The following is a 24,017-nucleotide window of genomic DNA, read 5'->3' on the forward strand; positions in this document are numbered from 1 at the left end:
AGGTATGAAGGGCATCGGGCTGGGTCCCGTGCAGGTGGCCCTCGCGCTCGGTGCGGCGGCGCTCATCGGCGCCGTCCTGGGGCTGGTCGCCATGCCCGAGGCCGCCCCCGCCCTGCTGGCCACGCTGGCTGCGCAGTGGGCCGCCTCGGCCATCGCGCCGCAGGCGATGCGGCACCCGGTGCTGTGGGCGGTCGTGATCGCCGTGGTCACCATCGCCCCGATCGCCCTGGACACGCGGCTGGCCGAACTGGCAGGCAGCGGCGCCATGGCCTGGATGCCGTTCGCCCTGACCTGGGGAGCGCTCAACCTGTTCACCCTGGCCCGCGGCCTCGTAGGCGCGATCGCCGGCTCGACCGTTCTGCTGTGCGCCGCCGCTGCCCAGGCCGCAGCGACCGTCATGGGAGGGGTGCCGTGGACGCCGGCGCTGCTCGCCGCGAGCGTGCCGTTCCTGGCAGGTGCGCTCCTCGCCGCCCTGCTTCACCTGCGTGACGCCCGCCAGGATCGGGTCCGCCGCGTTCCGGCCGCGCCACCCCAGCCAACCGCAGCGCCCCAGCAAGCCGCGCCGCTCCAGGACCCGGTGTCCGGGACCTTGCTGGCGTGCCGACGTGCGCTGGCGATCGTGAGCCTGCGCTGCGACGAGCTGCATGCGGTCAGCACCGACCGAGCGGTTCAGCGGGCGGCCGCCGACCTCACACAAGTCGCGCAAAACGCGCTGGCCGGCCGCGCCGATGGCACGCTCCCACCGCACCTTCCATCGCCGCTGGCGGGCGCCTTGACCGCCGACGAGGTCCCGCAGGCCCTGGCCGGCCGCGGCGGGCCGGAAAGGAGAGGTGAACCTTCCCGCGCCACAGCAGCAGAGCCACCCCAACCGCCCGGACTGTCCGAGCTGTCTGACCGCGAACGCGAGATCCTACGGCTTGTCGCCACCGGCGCTACCAACGCCGAGATTGGCCGCAGCCTCTACCTCAGCGAAGCCACGATCAAACAGTACGTCTCTCGCCTCATGCGCCGATTCGAGCGCGACAACCGCACCCGCTTGGCACTGCTAGCGGTGAAATGGTTCGAAGAACCCTCCCACCCGGAAAAGCCGTACTCCGCCTCCGCACCCCCCGAAACTGGGTAGCCCATAACGCGGGCCCCAGCGCGGGGAGGGTGCGTACGTCAGACGGTGACGTTGGCCCCCGGGATCCGGCACCGCCAGGCCCCCAGGCCCCCAGGGCCTCCAGGACCTCGCGCAGCCCTCACCGAGAGGGGGTGAGCTCGTACTCGACGCGACGCGGGATCTGCCCGCAGGTGGTGCGGACGCTGACAACTTCACCTCGCCATCCTGAAGCAACCACCGCCGCCCACTGCGCTCTCCGCATGGATCTACCTGAGGTTCCACGACCGGCGGGGCATCTAGCGGCGTGAATGTACAGATGACGGCTGGTGGTAGCCGCCGTATCTACAGGCCAAGTTCCGACCGGCTTGCTGCCTTTGGGCGGGATGGTGTTTGCCTTAGCTCAAGGAGGTGCCGGGCGGTAGCGCAGGAGGGCGATGCCTGAGCGGAACGGGCGGGTCTCGGCCAGGTGCAGCTTCGGGATCCTGGCCACGGCCGCAACGGGGCGTCGCTGTTGACCGCTCCCAGCAGGAGCGGCCAGAGACCGGTGCGGGGATGCCGGGCCAGCAAGTCGGCCCAGCGCGCTCCCGCTTCCGCCTCGTACAACGTGTCGGCCAATCGTTCGCTGCGCGACACCTGGCCGGTGGCCGGTACTTCCAGGCCGCGCCGGTCAGCGTCGGTGACGTACAACGGCGGCTGGTCAGTTGCGGGCCGACAGATCGACCGGGTTGGGCATGGACGAGCCGTTCACGTCGGCTGACGTGTCCGGCGCGAATGTGCCCGGCACCGGTGGGTTGCCGGTGCCGGGCACATCAGGTCAGAACGTCAGTCCCGGACGAACAAGGCCCAGCCCCGCATGGGGTCGAGCTGGCAGACGTAGCCGGTGTAGCCGTGGCGTAGGTAGTACGCGCCGCCGACCTTGCAGGCGTCCCTGCTCGGGTAGAAGGCGATGAAGGTCAGGGCAGAGGCGGATGCCGGGGCGGAGGCGGATGCCGGGGCGGCGGGGGCGGCCGAGGCGGCCCCTGCCAGGGCGGCACCGGTGATGCTGAACAAGGCCGCGGTCCCGAGGGTGGCGGTGAGGCGAACGACACGTCGCATGATGGGGTTCTCCTGCGATCAACGGTTCTGCTCTGGGTGTGTTCGCCCGGCCGGGGCGCTTCCATGATCATTCATGCCGTCACCCGGCGCAATCTTCTTGATCAACTACTTTGGGTCACTTGCCGGGATTGGCCCGCAAGAGGGATCGGCACAGGAGTCAGCGGTTGGAGCCCGCCACCTGCGACGACTGGGCTCCGCAAGGCGGCCACTGGGCTCCGCAGGGCGGCCACCCGCGCCTGGACACGTGCCCAGAAAGCAGTCGCCAGGCCACGCCCGCAGGCGAGCCATGGCCCGAGCTCGCCCGTTGTGACACTGGTCGTTCAGGCTGGTGGAGAGCGCTTATTCGGAAGGTCCGGCATTTACCCCTGAAGCGGCCCGTGCTGAACGGAAGTGCGCGGCGGGAACGAAGTTCGGGATGGTCGCCGTATGACCTATGAGCCCGAAAGGCCAAGCCCAGAAGATCTTGCGCGGCGGATTCGGTGGTTGAGTGGTACACCGGCATCAGAGCCAACCACAGCGTCCAGCGACCCGAGCGAGATGAGCCGGTTCTGTCGCCGAGAGCCGGCACCGGTTCGGCCCCGGGCTTCGCGCGGGGCCGATGGCTGTGGGTGGAGAGGGTCAGCTCGCGTTCTGTTGGTGTGACTGAGCGCTTCAGTTGGCGAGTGAGCGCCTCGGTTGGCGGCAAGTGTCCGCGGTGATGTCCGCTGACGTCTTTCAGTCGAGGATCGCGGTGGCTTCGATCTCGACCAGGTGGTCGGGGACGTCGAGTGCCGCAACGCCTATCAGCGTGGCCGGCGGGGCCGGGGTGATCCCCAGCTTCGCGGCTGCGCGGGAGATCCCTTCCAGGAGCGCCGGCATCTTGTCGGGAGTCCAGTCGACGACGTAGAAGGTCAGCTTCGCCACGTCGTCGAAGGAGCCGCCGATCTCGGCCAGGGCGGTGCCGACGTTGAGATAGCTCTGCTCGACCTGGGCGGCGAGGTCGCCTTCGCCGACCGTGACCCCCTCGGCGTTCCATGCGACCTGTCCGGCGATGAAGACGAGCCTCGATCCGGTTGAGATCGACACCTGCCGGTAGACATCGATCTTGGGCAGTCCGTTGGGGTTGACGAAGGTGATGGCCATGTCTGTCTCCTTGTCCTGAGCGCCTGTGGGCTCGCGTCCGCGAGGACCCGAGACGCATTTGGTCTCTTGTGGTTACTCAGGAACTGTAGGAGAGTGAGGGCTGACATGGAAGAACGCACTTTTCAGTGACTGGAGAACCTTATGGTGACCAAGCAGTTCACGGGCTCGCCCGAGGACGCAGATCTGGCGCGTGCGGACTCCTTGGCGCGGGAGATCTTCTCCGACGTCGCCAACAAGTGGGCGTTCCTGATCGTCGAGGGTCTGGGTGATCGCACCCTGCGCTTCAGCGAGCTGCGGAACGAGATCGAGGGCATCAGCCACAAGATGCTCACCCAGAACCTGCGCATGCTGGAGCGCAACGGCCTGGTCGAGCGCACCGTGTATCCCACTGTCCCACCACGGGTCGAATACACCCTCACCGAGCCGGGCCAGGCTCTGCGAGCGACAGTCGACGGGATGTGCGGCTGGACCCGCCAGTATCTCGGTCACATCGAGGCCGCCCGCCGTCACTTCGACCCCTGAGGCGGAGTGTGACTGAGCGCTCATCAGACATGACGCTTCCCGCCACCCCGCACGCCCATCCGCCAACTGAAGTGCTCAGTCACAGTTGGGCGCGTGCGCGGCTCTGAGCGAGGCGGTAGGAGTCGGTTCCGGTCTCGATGATGGCGCCGTTGAAGGTGAGCCGGTCGACGATGGCGGCGCAAAGACGCGGGTCGGTGAAGGTCTTGGCCCAGCCGCCGAAACTGTCGTTGGAGGCGATGGCGAGGCTGTTTTCTCCTCGCGCTCGGTCAGCACCTGGAACAGCAGCTCCGCGCCACGCTTGTCGAGTTCCATGTAGCCGAGCTCGTCGATGCAGAGCAGGTCGACGCGGCCATAGCGGGCGATGGTCTTGTTGAGCACCATGTCGTCGGCAGCCTCGACCAGCTCGTTCCCCAGTCTGGTGGCCATGGTGTATTTGACCCGGTATCCCTTCAGGGCTGCCTCGGAGCCCAGCGCGATCAGCAGGTTTGCCGGGTTTAACCGTGCCTGTCGGTGAACGTGCCGGCAGCGCGGGCCTGCTCCAGAGCGGTCGCGCCCGGCAGGGCACCGGGCTTGCGGACCAGGACCTCCAGGTAGTGGTCGAGGACTAGTCGGCGGGCGCCCTTGGCCAGCAGCCGCTCGTGCCGGGCCACCTCGGTTTGACCGTCGTAGGCAATCACCTCGGACGCGTGCAGCTTCACCCGGACGGTCCGGCCGATCAGATGGGCGGGCACCGAATAGCGGTTGGTGCGCACGCTGATCTGGCTGTAGCGATCCACCCGCAGCGACAACGTCAACCCGGTTTCGAACGACTCGTCCGGGACCGGCTTGAGCAGCGGCCGCTCGACGGCCAGGTGCTCACCGATCGTCCGCGGCCGGGCACCGAGACCAGGTGATTTCGGCGGAACCAGCCGGTATCGCCTTCCACTCCGCCCTTCTCGTGCGCACCGTCGATGCCCGGCTGGCAGTAGAACGCCTCGATGCCGTAGTGGGACCGGAACGCCGTCCAGCGCGCGGTCTCCACCCTCGCCCGGGTGAACCCCAGAACCTGGACGACCGCGGCCTTGAGATTGTCGTAACGGACCTTGCCCGTCGGCACTCCGCCCAGCACTCTAAAAGCGTGGACGTGCCCCTCGAAGAACGCCTCCTGACCTCCGGAGGCGAACACGCTTCTCCGCGCTAAGAGCGATCTTGTTGGGTCACCAATCGCGCCACTTGTCCGTGATCTCGGACGGGTCGATTCCGCGGCGTTCGGCGAGCGCCTCAAATCGATTCCGGCTTCGGTGAGTGATTCGTCGATGTATTCGCAGAGTTCTTCCCGGTCGCTGGTGTCGAAGGCGGGACTGCGGGCACCGTCGATGGCGTTCACCGCGAGCACGACATGTTCGATGGCGCCGAAGACCTGCTCGTCGGAGGGATGGCCGAAGGATGCGAGCTCGTCTTCGAAGGCCCGCATCGCGGCATCGATGCGATCCAGCTGGGCGGCTGGGCGTTGAGCCGACAGCTCCGTGTCTGTTCGCCAGTTCTGGGTTGGCCTGATCGTCATTGACGCGGACTGTAGCGGGACGTTCATTGGGCGGCTTATGAACAGCTGGAATCCCGAGAGATGAGTGATCGCTCTCCTCGTGGGCGTTGATCGTTTCTCATCCGATAGCCTCGCCGGATGTCCATCGAGGTCACCCTGGCTAACGTGCTCGCCCACTGCGGTGGCGATCCGGGACAGGCTGCGCATTATTTGTCGCGTGCAATTGCTGTGGCGCCGAGCGATCCGGCGTCCTATGCGGCCGTTGCCGAGTTGCTCCCCGAGCTCGGCGATCTGCCTGATGGCGATGCGAGGGTCGCGCCGGTCCTGGCCTTCCGGCACTTTCGGGACGGCCGTATGGATGATGCCGCGCTGGTCCTTGGTGCGCTCGGTGGTGTAAGTCCCCGGTTCGCTTGGGCTGAGGCTCCGTGGTTTTCCGACGAGCGTTTCCTGTCCGGAGTGAGCGCGGGAGCTCTGTGCGAGGCGGGGCAGCGGCTCTTTGACTACGGGGCGGTGCCTGACGAGGTCGCGTTGCTGCCCTGGTTGCGGGCGGTAGAGACCCTCGTGGAACGGCCGGACGTGGGCTCCGAGGATTTGGCCAGGATGGCTGTCTTGCTGCGCGTTTTCGGCAGGACGGATGAGTCACTGGCTCTCTGTGACCAGGCCGATGCTGCGGGTCTGACCGTCTTGGCGGAGGTCGTCCGAGGGGGCACCTGGCGTGTTCTGGGGAACCTGGACGAAACCGCCGCTGCGTTCCACCGGGCCTTGATCCTGGAGCCGGATAACTGGTCGCTTCACCTCGATCTGTCTGATCTGCAAGCCACGCGGGGCGACCACGACGCCGCGCTGGTCTCCGCCGAAGAAGGCTTGCGCCACGCGCCAGACGAACCCAAGTTGCTCGCCGCCCGCGCAGCCCATCACGCCCGCCTCATCGGCACGGCTGCAGCGCTCAGCGAGTTCGAGCGTCTGGCCTCCGTCCTCGATCCCAGTTACGCTCACTGGCTTCGAGAGCAGGCCCAGGGACCGAATTAGCGCCGCCGCAGGCTCACGACAACCCGTCAGTTCCGTCCTCGCATCATGATGCTCTGAGCCGTAGTCGTTCGGCCTTCTGTTTCTTCTCGGCGATATGGCGCAGGCTTTCTTCAAGTGCGGCGACCTCGCCGAGCCATTGCATCTGGCGAGCCTCTTGCAATCGTTCGCGGGTGTTGTCCTCGATCTGGAGTAGGCGCGGGACTTGGGCGGGGTCGAGGCGGAGCATGGGGCAGCGAATGCAGGCGTGTTCATGCTGGCAGGGGGTGCCGTAGGGGCGGTGGCGGCTGCCGAGGGCGACTTTGCGGAATCGCAGGTCGTCCATGTCCAGCAGCCGCGTCACCGCGGGATTGTCTGCTGCCCGCGCGTGCGGGTTGTCGGCCTCGCACCGGCACAGGATCATCTCGGAGTCCCGGAACTGGCCGTCTTCCAACCGCCGTGACGCGATCGCTTCGAGGTCCCCGGTGGGCCAGGGATCACCGCGGCGGATCGCGATGAACTCCGCCTCCCGGCGACGTTGCCGGATCCGGGCCAGCCGCCGATCCAGGACCCGAGCGTCGGGATGTTCGATCCCCATCGCGCTGATCTTGCCCACCACGACAGCTGATGGTGGCTCTCCTGCAGAGCGAGCGTCTCCCACCACTCCTGGCACCGGTCCGGCTCCGACAGCCATGCCGACACCGCCGCAGGGATCCACGGGTCGGTCGCCTTGTCGCGCGGCAGGCCACGCGACGTGTCTGTTGTAGGGCTTCATCTAGGCAAAGTCTGGATGAGGCTCGTCGGGCAGCCCATCGATGTCCCGCACTATTTCCGGCATGACCAAGTGCCTACTGAGGTTGAACTCGTGGTGTCGTAGGGGCTGACGGCCGGCCGTCGGCCGCGGTATCACCGGAGGCGCGCGGTATCCACAAGGGGGCGGGCTGACCGCCGAACGTCAGCAGTTCTTGATCCCCAGATCGGCGGCAACCGACCTGATCGTCGCCCCGGGCCGCGACTGGTACAGCGCGACCGCGTCCGCCTTGAACTGCGGCGGATAGTTCTTCATGACCACGAGATGTCCGTTCTCAGATCCTCAGGTTCCCCCTCAACGACTCCTCATCGCCCCAACCAAGACAGCGAGGTCAGATCGCTGATGAGACGTCTGGCCGACCGCGCCTACGGGTGCGTGTCCGTGATCGCGATGACCTCGTCGAGGCGGTCCAGGGCGGCCTGCAGGTCGTCGATCTTGGCCTGGATGCGCTCGCGCTCGGCTCGCAGCATGGCTCGTTGCTCGGCGTCGGTGTGCCCGGAGTCCCAGCACGGAAGGAGTTCGGCGATCCTTCGGCTGGTCAGGCCGGCGGCGAACATCTGCTGGAAGAAGCGCACTAGGGTGACGGCGTCCTGCCGGTACAGGCGCTGGCCGGACGGGCTGCGCTCCGCGATGAGCAGCCCTTGCTGCTCGTAGTAGCGCACGGCGCGCACCGAGACGCCGGCACCCCGTGCCACCTCGCCGATGCGGATCAACCGCTCGGCCGCGGCCACTGTGACAGTCATGGTGATTCCTCTCACCCCTGGCCCTGACGACCAGGACTTGCCTCTGACGCTAACGTCAGGTCTTAGCGTCCCGGACATGGATATCAACAACTCCGTCGCCCTTGTCACCGGAGCCAACCGCGGCCTGGGCCGCGCCTTCGCCCAGCGCCTGCTCGAACGGGGCGCCCGCACGGTCTACGCTACGGCCCGCCGACCGGAGACCGTGGACCTGCCCGGGGTCGAGGTGCTGCCCCTCGACATCACCGATCCCGCATCCGTGAGGGCCGCCGCCGAGGCCGCCCCGGACGTCTCGCTGCTCATCAACAACGCGGGAATCAGTACGGGGACCGACCTGGTGACCGGTTCGCTGGACGCGGTGCGGCACGAGCTGGAGACCAACATGTTCGGCCACCTGGGAATGATCCGGGAGTTCACGCCGGCGCTCGCCAGGAACGGCGGGGGCGCGATCGTCAACGTCCTCTCCGCCATGTCGTGGTTCGGGGGCAAGGGCGCCAATGCCTACCACCTGACCAAGGCCGCCGCCTGGGCCATGACCAACGGCGTCCGCCTGGAGCTCGCCGAGCAGGGCACGCTCGTCACAGCGGTACACCTCGGCCTGGCCGACACCGACATGGCGGCGGGCTGGCCCGTGGACAAGATCGCTCCGTCGGACCTGGCCGACGCGGCGCTCGACGGTGTTGAGGCGGGCTCCGCCGAGGTCCTCGCCGACCAGTGGAGCCGGGACGTCAAGTCCCGTCTGCCGCTGACGCCGGAAGAGTTCAACGCCGCAATGGACCGCGCCCTGGCGGCACTGATGGCGGCCTGAGGGGCCCTCGGGCCGCACGGACTTCGGTCGGCTGCTTCTCCATCGGCCTCTCGAACTCCTCTACTAGGAGACCATCAGGCGCCTGCCAGGTGGTCGCCGAGCGGGCTGCGGAAGTAGAGCACGTGGCGCCCTTCACGGGAACGGTTGAGCAGCCGGGCCGCGTAGAGCGCCTTAAGGTGCTGGCTGATCGCTCCGGGCGTGACGCCGAACTCGGCCGCGAGGTCGCTGGTGGTGGCGGGTGTGGCCAGATGCGCGAGCAGCCGCGCTCGGACCTCGCCGAGGATGCCGGCCAGCGCTTCGGGCGCGGGTGCGGGCTCGCTCTCCCAGGCCGTGGCCCGTCCCCTGGCCGGGTAGAGCAGCCATGGGGGGCTCGTTCGCGCTCACCGTTCCCGCGGCCTTGCGGGCGAAGATCGTAGGCACGAGGACAAGGCCCTGGCCCGCGACCTCCACCGATTCCGGCAGCGGCTCTGACGGTCGGTCCAGGCTCAGGACACCGTCCGACCAGCTCAGATTGGGCGCGAGATCCTCGAACAAGGCCCCGGCACCGCCCCGGGCCAGCTGCCGCGCCCTGTGGATGATGTCCGCCTCCAGCAGCGCATCCATCCGCGGCCACAAGAGCTGCATGCAGGCAGCCCAGTAGGCGTCCAAGACCTGGACGATCTCATGCAGCAGGACACCGGGCGGCCGACGAAGCACCGGCGGGATCGGGGAGCCCTGGCGCCCGAGGACGCAGCGGCGCCTACCAGGGCGTCTTCAACAGCGGCTTCACCGCAGGCGCCCTGCTGGCGCCCGCAGTCATCACCGCGACCGCGTTCGAGCACGGCAAGGCCGGATGGACGGTCCTCGCCGCGCTGTTCGCGGCCACCGGATTCGCCATACCGGCCACCCGCTGGGCCATGGCCGCCCGCAAGGTCAGCGCAGGATGAACTCGGGCAGGCATGGCGTTGCGGTTGCCTGCCCAACTCGAAGGTGAAGCCAGGCCAGATGTTGGGGTTGACGCAGTGGTCTTGAGACGTCGAGCCCGCCGACTATGCCGGGCTGAGTATCGAGCCCGCCGACTATGCCGGGCTGAGTCCGGAACGCGAGGACTACCTGCGGACGAGGATCGCGCACCGATTAGGTTTCCGCGCCACGCCCGTCTGTAGGTGTGAGATCGACTCACGGGAGGCTGACGCCATGCGGAAACTGACCTTTGGCATGAATGTGACCCTGGACGGCTACATCGCCGCGCCCGGCGACGACCTCGGCTGGAGTGGCGGGGAGGGGCCGGACTCCTCGTCGAGCGACGAGCTGTTCCAGTGGTGGTCCGACCGGGTGGCGGCGACGGGCCTGGCGCTGTATGGGCGCAAACTGTGGGAGACGATGAGTTCCCACTGGCCGACCGCCGACCAGCAGCCGGGTGCCACACCGGCGGAGATCGAGTTCGCACGCCGCTGGCGGGACATGCCGAAGGTGGTGTTCTCCTCGACGATCGACAAGGTCGACTGGAACACCCGCCTGGTCACCGGTGACGCGGTCGCCGAGATCGCCCGGCTCAGGGCCGAGGACGGCGGCCCGATGGACATCGTCGGCGCGACGCTGGCCGGGGCGGCCATGCGGGCCGGGCTGATCGACGAGTACGTGCTGGTCACCTATCCGGTCCTGGTGGGCGGCGGCACGCCGTTCTTCACCACGCTGGACACCTGGGTGAACCTGAACCTGGTCGAGACGCGGACATTTCCCGGCGGCGTGGTGCTGACCCGATACGAGACGAGGCGATGAGCACGGGCCAAATGCTCGGCTCGTAAGGCCAGGTCGAAATCCTTCCTGGCGTGCTCACCGTGACCCTCGGCTATGAGGGAACCCTTCCCCGGCCCTTCCTTGCGTTCCGGGTGAGCTGTTGACCGACTCGCTGAAGATGAGGACGACGGCGTCGTTGATCGTGATGGTGTTCTGCCCCGCCGGCAACGCCGGCATTGCCGGCGGGGGGTGGTGTTCGCGTTGCCGCGTTGTTGTTCAGGTGGTCGGAGTGCTCATTGCGCGGTGACTTCGTGGACGCCGACCTGTGCGCTGGACTCGTCGACGATGGGACTTGTCTGATCACAGCGTCGCGGGCAGGCTCAGCCATGGTTTGTCGGTGGCGTCGAATCCGGTGAGCTCGGCGACCTTCCCGTCGACGATGTGCAGGACCGCGATGGTGAACAAACGGTATTCCGGGTCGTCGGGGGTGCGGAGGTACAGCGCGGCGGCAGGCATGCGGTTGACAGTCGTGGCGATGCAGCGCCAGTCGTCCTTGCCGCGCTGGAAGAGCCCATTGGAGACCCAGCCGTCCACCGCGTCCTTGGCCGTGACGATCACGGTGCCCGGGTCGGGCAGCATCGCGAAGCGCAGGTCGTCGCGCAGCAGGGCCATCAGCCCGTCGAGGTCGCTGCGCTCATGGGCGTCCATATACGACTTCACCACGCCGCGCTCGTCATCCGACAGCTCGTACGTGTCGGGGCTCCGCCAGTCGAGGCGGCGGTCGGGCAGCTGCTCGCGCATCGTCACGCGCGCCCGCTGCAGTGCGCTGGTCACCGATGCGACGGTCAGCTCGAGGGCGTCGGCGGCCTTCGACGCCGGCCAGCCGAGGACGTCGCGCAGGATGAACACCGCCCGCTGCCGCGGCGGCAGGTGCTGGACGGCGACGATGAACGCCAGCTCGATCGTCTCCCGCGCCACCACCGATTCCTGCGGGTCCTCCGGGAGCATCCGGTCCGGGTAGGGCTGCAGGTAGTGCACTTCCGAGCCCGCGTCCGGCAGCTCGGCAGGCACGGGTGTGCGGTCGTTGCGCTTCTCCAGGAAGTCGAGGCAGGCGTTCGTCGCGATCCGGTACAGCCAGGTCCGCAACGCAGCGTGGCCCTTGAACGACTCCCGCTTGTTCCACGCCCGCAGGAACGTCTCCTGCGTCATGTCCTGGGCGTCCTCGTAGTTCGCGAGCATCCGGTAGCAGTGCACCTGCAGCTCACGCCGGTAGCGCTCCGTGATGAGCGCGAACTGTGCTGTGTCATTTGAGCGGGCCGCCGCGATGAACGCGGCCTTGTCGGCGCCTAGCAGGCTGGCGTCGGTCATGGTCGTCCATCCTTCCGCAGGTAGCGAGGGGCTACCAGAACTGACGACGTGGCGGAGGATTTCTGATCGGTGAAGCCGCTGACACCGGGCCGTTCGTCAGGCCGGATGGGTCGGGGTCGATCCAGGGACGTGTCCGGGTCGGGCACACCCTCGACGTCGAGGTGGGAATCCCCATAGTACTGGGGAAAGATCGGGCGGATATGGCTGATCACATCCCGACCGCAGAACAGCCTCAGTTACCTCATCCGACACAAGCCACACTTTAGATCACAAAGCCTGACTGTAGTACTAGCCCCCCGTGCATCGGCTGTTCAGCCGTTCGCCGACGACACTGGCACCTGGTACTCCCCAACCCTGCCAATCTTCGTCGGAAATCCGCCAATCCTATCGCCGATTCTCGGCAATTAACGCTCCGGCAGGTTGACTGACCGGGAATCCTGCGTCGAGCCACGACGTGCCCGAGCGGAGAGAGCGGGGAATCGATGAGATCTCGCGGTTTCAGGATATTGGGAGCAGTGATTACCGTACTGGCATCGGTGACCATGGCCACCGCCGCCAACGCACAAACCCGTTTCCAAGATGGCAAGCCCATCCTCGAAGAGGATAAGCCGTTTAGTTATATCGATCCGGACGTGCTCAAGAAGATGCGCACGCAGGAACCGTTGACCAAGGCTGCCAGTGTGCTCCGCTGGGAGGTTGAAAAGAGCGGGCACGCTGGATACGCCGATATCGCCTTGGAGGAGAACGGTGTCGCACTGCACTGGAAGGGCGACGTTCCGGCTGCGATGAAGACGGCCATGAGCGCTGCTGGCCGGCACGCACCGGTGCGTGTCGTACCCGCCCGCTATTCCAAGGCCGATCTGCGGGCCGCCATCACACCGATCTACGAGTACATGAAGAAGCATCCCGGCGGCCCGGTTCACAGCGTCGGGATCAAGCAGGACGGCAGCAGCATCGAGGTAGGAAGCGGTGCCTCCGACCTCCAAAAGGTCACCGCGGATCTGCCCAAGACGAACATCCCCGTCAAGGTCGTACGGAAAGCGGCTCCCAAGTCGGCCAGCCGCTTGGAGGACACCCCTCCCTATTGGGGCGGGGCCCGCCTCTGGAACCCGGCCAAAAGCCTTAACTGCACATCGGGTTTCGGCGTCAAGAACAGCAACGGGACCGAGTTCCTCCTCACCGCCGCCCACTGCTTCACCCCTCCAGAGCGAGTGAGCCGGTACACCTCCGTCACGACCATCGGTTACGCCAGTCACGAGAACTGGGCGCATGACATCCTGCTCGTGACAACCCACGCCGGAGGCAGGATCTACGACGGCGGCGTGGGCACCGGGGAATTCTCGAAGAGCGTGTACGGCTGGGACTGGGTCTACAGAGGCGAGTACCTTTGCGCCTCAGGATCCGTCAGTGGTGTCGTCTGCAACTTCACCCAGGGCAACGGATTCACCTATTCTTACTGCGACTATGACTCCGATGGCGACTGGACATGTAGAAACGACCTGTTGCTCGCAGTTCAGATGGACGGATTGCGAGCGAGCCAGGGCGGTGACAGCGGCGGGCCGGTCTTCGGCCTCAGAAACGATGGCGTTGTGGCCAAGGGGATCATCTCCGGGCACGACGGATGGAGCGGCCTGGTCCACCAGGACTTCGGTACCGCTTGGCGCGATTTCGGCATCGTCCCGATTCAGGGCTGACAAGCAGGCGCCTACGGCAGCGATGCCGGGAGAAGTTCGCTGAATGAAGGCCCGGTCCTGGGTGATTCCTCAGGACCGGGCCATTCCATGTGAGCGCCGGAATCGTCTCACCGAACCTTCGAGGTGGCGCTGCCCACCTGGTTACGAAGCGGGTGGGATGATTCAAGATCTATGGCCGCCCGTCGACGTCGCCGATGCTGACCGCGACGCCACGTCATTGATGAAGGTGTCCAAGGTCGGCTGCCTAAGTGCCGTCGAACGCAGAGCCCGGACGGTGTCGGCCCGGATGGGTTCACCACGCGGCAGAACTGTGATGGGTCACGCCGGCGAGGGCGGACAAGCTGCTAATCCCCCGGTTCCGCGGGACGCTCCTCGACCTGCGTGTGCTCGTCGGTCCATGCCACCAGCTGAATGTCGTCGAGCGTCAGGCCGCGGACGCAGGTCATCACCGTGCCTTGCAGCTTCGCGCCGGTCAGGTCGGCGTCGAGCAGGTCCACATCGTCCAGACGGGCGTTGCGCAGGTTGGCGTCGACCAGGTCCGCGCCGCTCAGATTCACCTCGCGCAGGATCATGCTGCTGAGATTGGTGCTGTGCAGGTCCGCTTCGCGCATGTCGGCGCCGCTCAAATCCGCGCGGTTGAGGATGGTACGGCTGAGGATGGCGCCCTGCAGCCTCGCGCCGCTCAGGTCGGCGTACGCCAGATAGGCGTTGCGTAGATTGGTGTGGCGCATGTCCGCGTCGCACAGTTCCGTGAGGTACAGGTAGGCGCCGCTCAGGTTCAGGCCGCTGAGACGCGCCCGTCCGAGGTCGAGGCGACTGAGGTCGAGGCCGCGGTGCTCGCAGTGGCGTGGCATGCGGCCCAGCGCGGTGAGCGCAGCCTGCACATCGGCGTGGGGCCCCGCCTTTGGCCGCAGGCGGGGGTTCGTTGAGATCAGCCGGTCGTCCAGCCGGGAGGTCGGAGCCCGGCAGCGGACGAACGCCTTCAGCGCCTCCGCCGCCTCTTCGAGCGGGGCGGGCGAGTTGTCGGCTAGGCGTGCCAGCGCGTCGATGCCGTCCAGCCGGACGTCCATCTCCGCCGAACCGAGCCGCTCCACCGCCCCCGCAAGTGTCCCCATCAGACCATGATCGGGCACGGCCGCCGCGATTGGCACGGTGAACGGGGCGACCGGTCAACAGGACCTACACCACCTGGTCGTCGCCGGGGAGCGGTCTGCGGCAGTGTCACATGAGCAGACCGGCTGCGCCGCCTGCCCTGAGGTGCCGGCCCGCGAGAGGCGGTCCGGCACCCATCCAGCCGGTCAGGTCACGCCGGAACGATGTAGATGTGGCTCATCGCCGATCGATGCGTCGACTTGGAACCGCGGAAGTCGGGCAGGCCGATCGCCGTACCGTGCACCGCGCCCTTCTCGCCGCGCAGCCAGTCCACCCGCACGTAGGCGTTGAAGATCGGCGCGCAGCCCCGTGCCTTCGACACCTTGAAGTGGGGCTTGTACAGCGGCACCACGGTGTGGTGCACCCAGTACGGGGTCGTCTTGACGACGCTCGTCGTCGAGCTCGTCTGGCAGACCTTCTTGCCCGTTGCGTTCCACTGGTTGACGATCAACGTGAACCGGGCGGTCGAGGAACCGCTCTTGTTGCATTTCACGTTGCGCTGGCACACCTGGTAGTTCACGTCGCCGAAGACGTTGAGCTCACGGAACGCGGCTGACGTCTTGGTGATCGGCAGCGCGGGCTGCCGCACGCTCCGGTGCTTGGAGTCCACCGGCAGGTCGCCGTAGGGCATCTCGTAGGAGAGCGGCTTGCCGTTCGCCGCGTTCCCGACGGACTTGTTGGCGAACGCCAGGGAACCCCCCGCGATCTGGACCGAAGACCTCTTCGTGTACAGCGAGGCGACCCTGGCGTAGGTCGTGCAGGTGGCCGTCGTGGCCTTGCCCGGGTGGAGCAGGAACTTGGTGACGATCCAGATGTCTTCCCACTTGGGGTTCTGACCCGTACCCGCGTAGAGGTTCTGGCCCAGCACCAGGTTCTTGCTGCCGCCCGGCCACGTGCAACGCACCTCGTTGTCCACCAGCGTCCGCACGCTGGCCTTGTTCGCGCGCAACCGCGAGACCACGTACGCGGTCTGCTTCGCGGTCATTTGCAGCCGTACCGTGCCGAGCGCCACGACGTTATGGTCGATCCCCTTTTTCGGGGGCGGCGGGGCGATAAGCCGCCTCGGCTTGAACGCGACCGACGTGGCGGCCGCGGTCGACGCGGAGTCGGCCGCCGACTTGGTCACGTCGGCGGATCTCGACGCCGCAAAAACAGTCAAACAGCCCACACAGGCCAACGCGGCACAAATTGCCGCGATTACTATTCGTTTCACGAGAGCACCCCTCTCTTCTTTCGGGGTGAGCCTAGCTTCGTTTTCCCCAGATATGGATCTTTCGGGAGTTGTGCGGAGGCGTCAGTTTGGTCGCGGGTCGCCGGGCGAAATTCGCCTTGCAACGATCGTTGGTCATCGCGTGGCGCAGCACCCACCGAGGCCCCCTCCGCCGGGTCAGTGCAGAGCCGGCGGATGATCCCACGCGCAGGCCCCCACCACGGGACCGGCACACTCTCAAGCTCCCCAAGGGCAGGGGTCGATGCGAGCCGCCCCGGCGGATGTGCATCGGCGTGTGGAGCGACAGCCACGTCCTCCACCGCTACTACCAGCGCTAGGGTTTCCGCCTCGGGTCGACGTGCGCGTAACGGCCGTGACGGCGACTGCGTAGACGATGTCCTGGCCCGCCCTGCGACGACGCGCCCCGGCGGTGCACTTCGAAAGCACCTCGGCCGTGAGCCGAAGTCGCCGCCGGTCTCGGAAGCCTGGGTCCAAACTCAGCCATCTCGGCCCATTCGCGTCCTAGCCAATAGAAGGCAGGCTCCTCAGGGCGCAAGGAGGGGCCGTCTCTGTTGGCAGAGACGCCTCCATCGGGGGCGTGCGATGCCCCTAGAAGGCCGCCGGCTATCGGCCAGCGGTCCCGCGTCCACCACGCTGTACCCGATGGATTCGATGTATTCGGTCACCGCCGCCTTCGCCGGCGCGGAGTCCCCGGCGATCGGCAGGTGCGAGCGGTCGGCCGCCCCCCGCCGGGCGGGCGAGTGACAGCACGTGCTTGAAGAAGATGCTGCGGCGGCCTTGGCGATCTCCCTGCGCACCGGAAGTGCCGTCAGGGATGACAAGCCCGGTGGTGTCGGCGTTGAAGGTGTTGGAGATGTCGATGATGACCTTGCCGGCCAGTGCATCCTCGTACTGGGCGACGACCGGCACGGCGCTGGTGTACGGCACGGCGAGGACGGCGACGTCACCAGCAGGGACGGTGCCGAATGTCCCAGCCGTGGCCCCGCCGCCGAGCGCGGCAGCCAGGCCCTTGTCCTTGGGGGCGTCGCGGCCGATGATCTCGACGGAGTTGCCGCCCGCGACCGCGCGAGTGGCTATGACGCGGGCCATGCCCCCAGGCCGATGAAACTGATGCTGCTCATGGGTGAGTACTCTTTTTCTCTATTCTAAATCGAACGGCATGCCCACTCCGTCGTTGTTAACGGTTGAGCGAGTCGTTGATCCATCAGCCATTGTCAGGGCGCACGGCGCCCTGTTCGCCGGCTGCTCGGCCCTGGGGGCTCAGCTGGTAAATTCGTTGACGCCGAGGGCGAAGTCCCAGTGGCCAACCCCGTTGCCGGCGAGGCTCACCGTGACCACGCCCACTCCTTCCAGCCAGTGCGCCATTTTCAGGCCGCCGACGTCCAGCGGACGCAGCCCGAGGCTCTCGATGAATGCCGCCACGCCCGCCTTGGCCTGCGCATTGTCGCCAGCGATAAAGACGTTGGGCCGGCCCTTCTCCAGGACATTACGGAAGATGGTGTTGAATGCCTTCACCACGCTGGCGCTGGCCGGGGCCACCTTGGCGACTTCCTGCGCGATCGAGGTCTCCTCGCTGTGGGCCAGTCCGTCGAACGTGGCGTTGAAGGGGTTGCTGATGTCGACGATGACCTTGCCCGCGAGGGCGTCTCCGTACTCGGCGACGACCGGAACGACACCGTCGTACAACAGGGCCGTGATGACGATGTCCCCGGCCGGGACGGCGCCCCACTTGCCCGTCGTCGCGCCGCCGCCCAGAGCCTTGGCCAGGTCATCGGCCTTGGACTGATCGCGTCCCATGACCTCGACGGTGTTGCCGCCCGCCACCGCGAGCGTGCCGATGGTACGGGCCATGTTCCCCGTACCGATGAGGGTGATGCTGCTCATGAGGTGTGCTCTCTTCTTGTTCTCGAGGTGTCGCTCTGTCTCGTTCGTGCCGGGTCAGGCGCAGGGCGTCGGCCGCGACGTTTCTGGGCCAGCGGCATTCCTGGTGTGTGGTTCAGATGGCGGTGGTGCCGCCGTCGGTGACCAGTTCCAGGCCGTTGACGTAGCTGGAGTCGTCGGAGGCGAGGAACAGGGCGACGGTGGCGATTTCTTCGGGGCGGCCCATCTTTCCGCGGGGGATGAGGGACTCGAATGCGGCCTTGGTTGCCTCGTCGAACAGTTCTTCCTGTTTGGCGGTGGCGACCTGGCCGGGGGTCAGGACGTTGACCCGGATCTTGCGGTCGCGCAGTTCGTTGAGCCAGACGCGGGCCCAGGCCTGCTGGACGGCTTTGCTTCCCGCGTAGAGGCTCCAGCCGGGGAAGGCGCCGAGGGAGGCGTTGGATCCGGTCATGAAGATCGAGCCGTTGTCGTTGATCAGCGGCAGTGCCTTCTGCACGGTGAACAGGGTGCCGCGCGCGTTGAGCCAGAAGGCGCGGTGGAACTGTTCCTCGGTGATCTCGCCGAGGACGGTGGGTTCGCCCATCCCGGCGCTGGCCCACAGCACGTCGATCGAGCCCTTTTCCCGCTTGACGGTGTCGTACAAGCGGTCCAGGTCGTCCAGTTCGGCCGCGTCACCCTGGACGGCGGTGACGTTGCGGCCGATCAGCTTGACGGCGTCGTCCAGTGTTTCCTGCCGCCGGGCCAGGATGAAGACGTGCGCTCCTTCCTCGACGAACAGTTTGGCGCCGGCCAGCGCCATGCCGGTGGATCCGCCAGTGATCACCGCTACCTTGCCATCGAGCTTTCCCACGATCACTCCGTTGAATTGATGTGTATCCGAAACAGTTCGGCCCTTATATACGCCAGACTCGTCGTCAACGCCGTCGAATGCCGCGATGGACGGGGCTCAATTACTGACGTGCTCGTTCAGGTCCTGGGCCCTGCTATCAAATACCGATACCGAATTCTTATACCGAATTCACTCGGGCCCCATGAACGATGCCATTGGCGTGAGCTGGTGTCCAAGACCCTTTTCAGCCGTGGTGATACCTTGGGGGCATCGCCGGACCGGGAGGCTCCATGGATCTGGACCTGCGTAAGTTGCGCTACTTCGCCGCCGTCGCCAACAGGCTGCACTTCGGCCGCGCCGCCGATGAGCTGCACATCGCGCAGCCGGTGCTCAGTCGGCAGATCCGCGCGCTGGAAAAGGATCTCGGCGCCTCATTGTTCACCAGGGACAGCCACGGCGTAGCGCTGACCGACGCGGGCCGACAACTGCTGGACGACGCCGGTCCGCTGCTCGCCTCCGCGCACGCGGTCCGGCGCCGGGTGTCCGTAGCCGCCCGCGGCGGCCAGCGGCTGGTGGTCGGCTTTCGGGCCGGCATCCCGGTCATCCCAGCGGCGCGGGCGTTCGAGGCCCAGCATCCGGACGTGGTCGTGGACGTGCAGCGAATGGAATGGGACGACCAGGCCCCGATGCTGCTCGACGGCCGCGTCGACGTCGGCTATGTGCGGCTGCCCATCGACGAGACCGGCCTGCGCCTGACTCCGCTCTACACCGAGCCGCTCATGGTGGTGCTGCCCGCCGGTCACCGGTTGGCCGGCAAGGTGGAGGTCACCGAGGCCGACCTGGCCGGTGAGCCGCTGGTCTGGCATGCCGACGCGAGCACGCAGCCCACCAGGCGCCCGCACCCCGACTCCGGGCTCCGGGTGCGCGGGGTGGAGGAGAAGCTTGAACACGTCGCGGCCGGCCGTGGTATCTCGTTCGTGGGGCGTTCAGAGACCGTGTTCTACTCACGTCCGGACATCAGCTACGTGCCCATCCCGGATCTGGCGCCCGACCAGGTATTCATCGCAATGGCGGCGTCGCGCACCTCGCCGATGGCCGACGACTTCTTCACCGCGGCGCAAGCGACGGCCGAGATCACGGCAGAATGCGGGAACTATGAGGCTTATTCAGGCGGTCGCGTAGAAGTGTAGGGCGATGACGGTCGCCTTCTGCATCACTGCGAGGTCATCGCCATCAACGGCCCAAGCTACCGGCTCAAGAATCGCATGGAAGCTGTCGAAGCCGAAGTCGCAGCAGCAGGCTGACAGATAGCACGGCGCGCGAGGCACTGCGCCTCGTACACCATGCTCTGCTCATAACCGACGCGCAGAGCACCTGGGACCACTGGCTCACCAGCCTGCCACAACAGCAACGCACCGCCGCAATCGCGCTGCGGTAGCGCTTCACTGCACTCGGCGCCGACAGACCAGAGGAGTGGGCCCGGTCGGAGGTCTCCGAGCACCTTCCTCAACTGGCACGCTTTCTGCTGCTGCGCCGGTCGATGCCGATGCCAAGGCCACCACGCAGCAGTGCTCGGCCAAGTGCACCCCGTCGATCATCAGCCCGGCCCGGTCCAGATCAGACAGGTCCGCCGCCATGGCCTTGTGGGTGGCGGCGACGAACCTCTCCATCAGCACCGCTCGCGACGCCTGAAGTCGTCAAAGTGTGCCAGGCATTGGGGTCCTTTTCGCGGGTTCCTAGGGCCCTGGGGCCCTGTTTTCCGGTTTCGTCGCCGCCATAGCGTTCCGACGCAGCCAAAAGCGCAAACCGGAAAGGGATACCGATGTCACTGCACAAGCCGGTCACCTTCAACGCCAAGCGCGTCGCGCTAGCCGTTCCGGCCGTAGCCCTCGCCGCGACCTCGATGCTGGCGGCCCCCGCCGAGGCCCACACGGTCGACAACGGCGCCTCGGCGACGGCCTCGAAGTCGCTCAAGTCCAAGAAGAAAAACCGGCCGGACGTCATCGTCTGCCAGGTCAAGATGAACAACCCCCACAACTCTCATCATGTGCGCGGCACCATCAACGCGCAGGCCACGGTGAAGTGCACCAAGCCTGTGTCGGGGATGAAGCTGCGCGTCAAACTCCTCAAGAACGGAAAGGTCCGTAAGACCAGCCTCTGGAAGGTCAATAACGGCAAGTCGAGCATCAAGCAGAACGCCGCGCTCACGTGTCAGCCCAAGAAGCGCTGGCAGGCCATTGCCGAAGTATGGGTCTGGTTCCCGCCCAAGTACATTCCCGCTGCCGGGAGCAGCACCGTGCGCAGCGCCGTCCGTACGATCCAGAAGTGCAACTGAGGACTCCGTGACCTGACCTCCGGGCGGTGAGGCATTGCCTCACCGCCCGGTGGGGGCTGGTGCGGGTAGCGGTTCTGGACGCCGACTGGCGATCTCTTTCGGGTGCGTGTCCAAGGACCCGTCACCTACGGATACGGACGGCTCGCGCACCCTAATGGAGAACGACCTCGTCGACGAGCTGAGCATGTGGGTCTGATCCTGGGACGAGGGACGCCGATCTCCTCTCCAGGGCACATTAAGATCTTGCGGCTGACCACTGTAGATCAGCGTCCAAACGGCGTGGTCGTGTTCGGCTGCCCCCAGACCTGAGGCGCGTCAGACGGGGGCTCGGACGGCTATGTTGACGCCGTTCAGGGAGAGGGTGAACTGGATCGTGACGTCGCCAGCGGCCGAGCGGAGGGTTTCGGTTTCGAGCTGGAGGGGTTCAGCGATGCCGTCGACCAGGAGTTCGGCGTCGGTGCCGAGGAGGGGTGTCCAGGTGTTGGGCTGGATGGTCTGAGGGCGGCTGTCGTCGGCAAGGTCGCTCATGGCTCCATTGTTCCCAAGGAGGCAGGCCTCCGAGGCCAAGGACCTCGACGGCCTCATGGCCGTCATAGCCGACGATGTCGTCTCTTACGAGCATGAGGCACCACTCCAGTACATCGGAGCCGACGCCGTACGTGAGGTCTGCGCGACCGGCCTAGCAGCATCCGGCGACGCCCCCCTGACCCAGCCCACCGCCGCAACGGCAAGGCCCGCCAACGGGACCGCCGGCCCTGGCCAGACCATGCAACCCTGGCAGCGCCCGCCGGCTGCACACACCAGAGTGCCGACTGACCGGCCATCACACGACGGTTGATCGCCGACCCGGAAGCCAAAGTCGTAGCTGGCTTCGGACAGCAGCTCGGTGGGGGACGCCGACGTGGATAGTGAAGGGCCGCCGCATGTCGTTGGCCCTGCGAGTTCGCTGCGCTCACTGACCCGTTCGATCGGCAGGTCGGCCAGCTGCACCAGTGAGTTTGCGAAAGGAGCCGAATGCGGAATACCAGGCTTTGCCTGAGGCGAGAGGCCCTACTTGTCGCTGACACCCGTGATCGCCTCTTGAGCCCGGGTGCCCGCCGAGCAGGATTCCAACTAGCCCGACCAGTCGCGCCGCGTCGGAGGGAATGACGTAGCGGCGTCCGCCTACCGTGAGCCGCTGGAACGTCGCCTTCTCACGTCCCTTGCCGGGCCGGACGCCCAGCATGACGGCCGCTGAGCCTTTCCCTCGTACCCGCACGACGTCGCCGGTCACGAGCGTCACCTCGCCGACGCCTGCCACCCCGGTCCGCGCGGCCTGCTGCCGCCCCACCGCCGCCGGAACGTGGATTGCCGCACCAGCCAGCACAGTGACGGCCACAGCCGACACCGTTCTTTCCATCTCACTCCGTGGGTAGCAACGAAGATCCGTCGCCACCTCTTGCCCGAAGCCGCTCACCCGGTTGCGGGCCCCGGAACTCCCACGGCCAGGCGGCGCCAAGGGGCGCAGTTGATGCCGGGGTCTATGAGGGGGCGTGCCGCCTGGTCGTCCGCAGCAGCGCTTGTACATTCGGCCGGATCCGCAGGGACGATTGCGGCTGGGGCGGTTGATCGTCTCCACCTCGGTTCCCCAGCCCAGTGCCATTACGTTCGGCGGCAGGGCATGGGAGCGGAACCGCTCGGCCAGGTCGAGGTCTTCCTAGGTTCGCCTGGTCCCTATTCCGTCGGTCTCCAGTTCCATGGACCCCTGGCACTATGTCCGTCCATTGTGATTGGACTTGTGGCACCTGTGGGAGCCTAAAACCTCTGAGTACCCTCTCCGGGGAGTGATCGATGACAGTGAGCAATCATTTCCAATCTCGGAAAGAGGAGAATGTTGAACTGTAAAAAGCTCGTTTTCGCGGCGGCTACAGCCGGGCCTCTGCTGGTGGGCCTCGCCCCCGCTGCGACCGCCGCGCCGACTTCTGCTCCGGTGGTATCCGCGACCCAGGTCGCGAAGCCCGCGCCGAAGGCGGCGGTTACTTACAAGCAGTACTATAACGTGGTCAGAAAAAGCTGCATGGACTCAAAGAAGGGCGTGCGCATCGCCAAGTGCGTTGGAAAGAAGCATCCCGGCCTGAAGTACCAACTCTGGGCCCTCCACCGCGACGGCACCTTCCGCGCTCGGGTAAACGGCAAGTGCCTCACGGTCAGGGGCAGTGCTGGCTCCGCGTTCGTCGGGAAATGCGAAGGAAACAACAGCAAGTGGACATGGATGAGTGGCCGCGCGCTGAAGCACAAGGCCACGAAGAAGTGCTTGACCACCTCGCCGCCCTCACAGGGGGTCCTTCTCACCCTGAGGAAGTGCGGGAGTACCATGGGGCAGAAGTGGCGCAAGCAATAATCGTCCTGTGATGAGAACCGCGACATCGGGTCGGGGTCGCTTCGAGCCTGGTCGCGGGCCTTCATCGTGCTCTGCCGCGCTGGGGCCGCGGTCGAGTGCGGCATCAATCGCCTCAAAAGGCACCGCTCCGTGGCCACGAGGTACGACAAACTCGCGGTCTGCTACGAGGTGACCGTCCTCGTGGCGGCAATCAACGAGTGGCTGTGACCAGCACATCTGACGCCATGGCCTCTCCGAGGTGGCCAGCAGCTGATGAACCGCTCGCCCACGCCTGAGCGCTACGGCGTCTGATGGGGGATGCCTGTCAACGCCGGTGATGTCAGGAAGGCGTCAGGCAGAAGGGGTGGCCAGCCGGATCCAGGAGTACCCGCCAGCGTCCGTCGCCGGGCTGATGGTCCGGTTTGGCCGCGCCGAGTTCCAGCGCCAGCTCTTCCATCGCATCGAGGTCGTCAGCGCGGAGATCCAGATGGAACTGTTGTGGCACGTCCTGACCCGGCCACTGCGGAGCCCGGTATCGGTCAACCCGCTGAAATCCCAGATCACAGCCGGAGCCGTCCGTCAGAGCGACGAACCCGTCCGTACTGAAGAGCTCGCGCATCCCGGTCAGTGCACCGTAGAAGCCCGCCAGCGTCTGCGGGTCGGCACAGTCCAGAGTCACCCCTCGCAGTTCAGCGCCTGGCACCATTCACTCCTTCGCGTCC

The 24,017-nt window shown here is 66.5% G+C and carries 24 protein-coding genes and 2 pseudogenes; 10 read left to right on the top strand and 16 right to left on the bottom strand.

Annotated features, from left to right (window positions below; all coding sequences use genetic code 11):
* Positions 1 to 4 precede the first annotated feature (4 nt).
* Positions 5 to 1,123 carry a response regulator transcription factor gene (locus ACH34W_RS51670; protein WP_395968653.1) on the top strand — a complete coding sequence of 373 codons (1,119 nt, stop codon included), beginning with the start codon at positions 5 to 7 and terminating at the stop codon, positions 1,121 to 1,123.
* Positions 1,124 to 1,924: 801 nt separating this feature from the next.
* Here the strand turns inward: ACH34W_RS51670 and ACH34W_RS51675 are convergent.
* Both ACH34W_RS51675 and ACH34W_RS51680 read right to left on the bottom strand, forming a co-directional pair.
* Positions 1,925 to 2,197, bottom strand: coding sequence for a hypothetical protein (locus tag ACH34W_RS51675; RefSeq protein ID WP_395968654.1), 273 nt, complete (start codon positions 2,195 to 2,197; stop codon positions 1,925 to 1,927).
* 714 nt (positions 2,198 to 2,911) lie between these two features.
* Entirely contained in the window at positions 2,912 to 3,319 is a 408-nt protein-coding gene (locus tag ACH34W_RS51680) for a RidA family protein (protein ID WP_395968655.1), read from the bottom strand.
* A gap of 141 nt (positions 3,320 to 3,460) precedes the next feature.
* Here ACH34W_RS51680 and ACH34W_RS51685 point away from each other — a divergent pair, with 141 nt between their 5' ends.
* A complete protein-coding gene (locus ACH34W_RS51685) occupies positions 3,461 to 3,841 on the top strand; it encodes a winged helix-turn-helix transcriptional regulator (RefSeq protein WP_395968656.1) in 381 nt (126 codons plus the stop codon).
* 79 nt (positions 3,842 to 3,920) lie between these two features.
* On the opposite strand, the pseudogene ACH34W_RS51690 reads toward ACH34W_RS51685, so the two are convergent.
* Positions 3,921 to 4,267, bottom strand: a pseudogene (locus ACH34W_RS51690) (ATP-binding protein).
* A gap of 74 nt (positions 4,268 to 4,341) precedes the next feature.
* A pseudogene (locus ACH34W_RS51695) lies at positions 4,342 to 5,006 on the bottom strand (Mu transposase domain-containing protein); the annotation flags it as partial.
* A gap of 495 nt (positions 5,007 to 5,501) precedes the next feature.
* Between ACH34W_RS51695 and ACH34W_RS51700 the strand changes: the two are divergent.
* Positions 5,502 to 6,392 carry a tetratricopeptide repeat protein gene (locus ACH34W_RS51700; protein WP_395968657.1) on the top strand — a complete coding sequence of 297 codons (891 nt, stop codon included), beginning with the start codon at positions 5,502 to 5,504 and terminating at the stop codon, positions 6,390 to 6,392.
* A gap of 43 nt (positions 6,393 to 6,435) precedes the next feature.
* On the opposite strand, the gene ACH34W_RS51705 is transcribed toward ACH34W_RS51700, so the two are convergent.
* The 3 genes from ACH34W_RS51705 to ACH34W_RS51715 form a co-directional block, all read right to left on the bottom strand.
* Complete coding sequence (locus tag ACH34W_RS51705) at positions 6,436 to 6,987, bottom strand: hypothetical protein (protein ID WP_395968658.1); 552 nt, start codon at positions 6,985 to 6,987, stop codon at positions 6,436 to 6,438.
* 336 nt (positions 6,988 to 7,323) lie between these two features.
* Entirely contained in the window at positions 7,324 to 7,434 is a 111-nt protein-coding gene (locus ACH34W_RS51710; protein WP_143659221.1) for a transposase, read from the bottom strand.
* A gap of 110 nt (positions 7,435 to 7,544) precedes the next feature.
* Positions 7,545 to 7,922, bottom strand: a complete 378-nt coding sequence (locus tag ACH34W_RS51715; RefSeq protein WP_395968659.1) for a MerR family transcriptional regulator — start codon at positions 7,920 to 7,922, stop codon at positions 7,545 to 7,547.
* Positions 7,923 to 7,998: 76 nt separating this feature from the next.
* Between ACH34W_RS51715 and ACH34W_RS51720 the strand changes: the two genes are divergently transcribed.
* Complete coding sequence (locus ACH34W_RS51720; protein ID WP_395968660.1) at positions 7,999 to 8,727, top strand: SDR family oxidoreductase; 729 nt, start codon at positions 7,999 to 8,001, stop codon at positions 8,725 to 8,727.
* Between the two features lie 74 nt (positions 8,728 to 8,801).
* On the opposite strand, the gene ACH34W_RS51725 is transcribed toward ACH34W_RS51720, so the two are convergent.
* Positions 8,802 to 9,086, bottom strand: coding sequence for an ArsR/SmtB family transcription factor (locus tag ACH34W_RS51725; protein WP_395968682.1), 285 nt, complete (start codon positions 9,084 to 9,086; stop codon positions 8,802 to 8,804).
* Positions 9,087 to 9,903: 817 nt separating this feature from the next.
* Between ACH34W_RS51725 and ACH34W_RS51730 the strand changes: the two genes are divergently transcribed.
* On the top strand, positions 9,904 to 10,488 hold the full coding sequence (locus ACH34W_RS51730) for a dihydrofolate reductase family protein (protein ID WP_395968661.1): 585 nt from the start codon (positions 9,904 to 9,906) through the stop codon (positions 10,486 to 10,488).
* Between the two features lie 318 nt (positions 10,489 to 10,806).
* Here the strand turns inward: ACH34W_RS51730 and ACH34W_RS51735 are convergent, their stop codons facing one another.
* A complete protein-coding gene (locus ACH34W_RS51735) occupies positions 10,807 to 11,814 on the bottom strand; it encodes an RNA polymerase subunit sigma-70 (protein ID WP_395968662.1) in 1,008 nt (335 codons plus the stop codon).
* 515 nt (positions 11,815 to 12,329) lie between these two features.
* On the opposite strand from ACH34W_RS51735, the gene ACH34W_RS51740 reads away from it, so the two are divergent.
* Positions 12,330 to 13,508, top strand: coding sequence for a hypothetical protein (locus ACH34W_RS51740; protein WP_395968663.1), 1,179 nt, complete (start codon positions 12,330 to 12,332; stop codon positions 13,506 to 13,508).
* 344 nt (positions 13,509 to 13,852) lie between these two features.
* On the opposite strand, the gene ACH34W_RS51745 is transcribed toward ACH34W_RS51740, so the two are convergent.
* From ACH34W_RS51745 to ACH34W_RS51765, 5 genes are all read right to left on the bottom strand, one after another.
* Positions 13,853 to 14,602 (bottom strand): pentapeptide repeat-containing protein, encoded by a 750-nt coding sequence (locus tag ACH34W_RS51745; protein WP_395968664.1) that lies wholly within the window; start codon positions 14,600 to 14,602, stop codon positions 13,853 to 13,855.
* A 209-nt stretch (positions 14,603 to 14,811) separates the two neighbouring features.
* Positions 14,812 to 15,786 (bottom strand): hypothetical protein, encoded by a 975-nt coding sequence (locus tag ACH34W_RS51750; protein ID WP_395968665.1) that lies wholly within the window; start codon positions 15,784 to 15,786, stop codon positions 14,812 to 14,814.
* A gap of 708 nt (positions 15,787 to 16,494) precedes the next feature.
* The gene (locus ACH34W_RS51755; RefSeq protein ID WP_395968666.1) at positions 16,495 to 16,980 is read right to left on the bottom strand and encodes an NAD(P)-binding domain-containing protein; all 486 of its coding nucleotides are present in this window, start codon (positions 16,978 to 16,980) and stop codon (positions 16,495 to 16,497) included.
* Between the two features lie 171 nt (positions 16,981 to 17,151).
* Positions 17,152 to 17,775 carry an NADPH-dependent F420 reductase gene (locus tag ACH34W_RS51760; protein ID WP_395968667.1) on the bottom strand — a complete coding sequence of 208 codons (624 nt, stop codon included), beginning with the start codon at positions 17,773 to 17,775 and terminating at the stop codon, positions 17,152 to 17,154.
* 112 nt (positions 17,776 to 17,887) lie between these two features.
* A complete protein-coding gene (locus ACH34W_RS51765; protein WP_395968668.1) occupies positions 17,888 to 18,622 on the bottom strand; it encodes an SDR family NAD(P)-dependent oxidoreductase in 735 nt (244 codons plus the stop codon).
* 269 nt (positions 18,623 to 18,891) lie between these two features.
* Between ACH34W_RS51765 and ACH34W_RS51770 the strand changes: the two genes are divergently transcribed.
* The 3 genes from ACH34W_RS51770 (at position 18,892) to ACH34W_RS51780 (ending at position 20,936) form a co-directional block, all read left to right on the top strand.
* Complete coding sequence (locus ACH34W_RS51770) at positions 18,892 to 19,791, top strand: LysR family transcriptional regulator (RefSeq protein ID WP_395968669.1); 900 nt, start codon at positions 18,892 to 18,894, stop codon at positions 19,789 to 19,791.
* Positions 19,792 to 19,809: 18 nt separating this feature from the next.
* Positions 19,810 to 19,905, top strand: a complete 96-nt coding sequence (locus ACH34W_RS51775) for a hypothetical protein (protein ID WP_395968683.1) — start codon at positions 19,810 to 19,812, stop codon at positions 19,903 to 19,905.
* A 518-nt stretch (positions 19,906 to 20,423) separates the two neighbouring features.
* A complete protein-coding gene (locus ACH34W_RS51780; protein ID WP_395968670.1) occupies positions 20,424 to 20,936 on the top strand; it encodes a hypothetical protein in 513 nt (170 codons plus the stop codon).
* Between the two features lie 315 nt (positions 20,937 to 21,251).
* Here ACH34W_RS51780 and ACH34W_RS51785 read toward each other — a convergent pair whose 3' ends face one another.
* Positions 21,252 to 21,464: a hypothetical protein gene (locus ACH34W_RS51785; RefSeq protein WP_395968671.1), complete on the bottom strand. Its 213-nt coding sequence runs from the start codon at positions 21,462 to 21,464 to the stop codon at positions 21,252 to 21,254.
* A 1,342-nt stretch (positions 21,465 to 22,806) separates the two neighbouring features.
* Between ACH34W_RS51785 and ACH34W_RS51790 the strand changes: the two genes are divergently transcribed.
* Positions 22,807 to 23,316, top strand: coding sequence for an RICIN domain-containing protein (locus tag ACH34W_RS51790; protein WP_395968672.1), 510 nt, complete (start codon positions 22,807 to 22,809; stop codon positions 23,314 to 23,316).
* A gap of 319 nt (positions 23,317 to 23,635) precedes the next feature.
* On the opposite strand, the gene ACH34W_RS51795 is transcribed toward ACH34W_RS51790, so the two are convergent.
* Entirely contained in the window at positions 23,636 to 23,974 is a 339-nt protein-coding gene (locus ACH34W_RS51795; protein WP_395968673.1) for a VOC family protein, read from the bottom strand.
* Between the last annotated feature and the right edge of the window lie 43 nt (positions 23,975 to 24,017).

Origin of the sequence: Actinomadura sp. 6N118 (genome assembly GCF_044326415.1) — a bacterium.
In the GTDB taxonomy this organism is placed as follows: Bacteria; Actinomycetota; Actinomycetes; order Streptosporangiales; family Streptosporangiaceae; genus Spirillospora.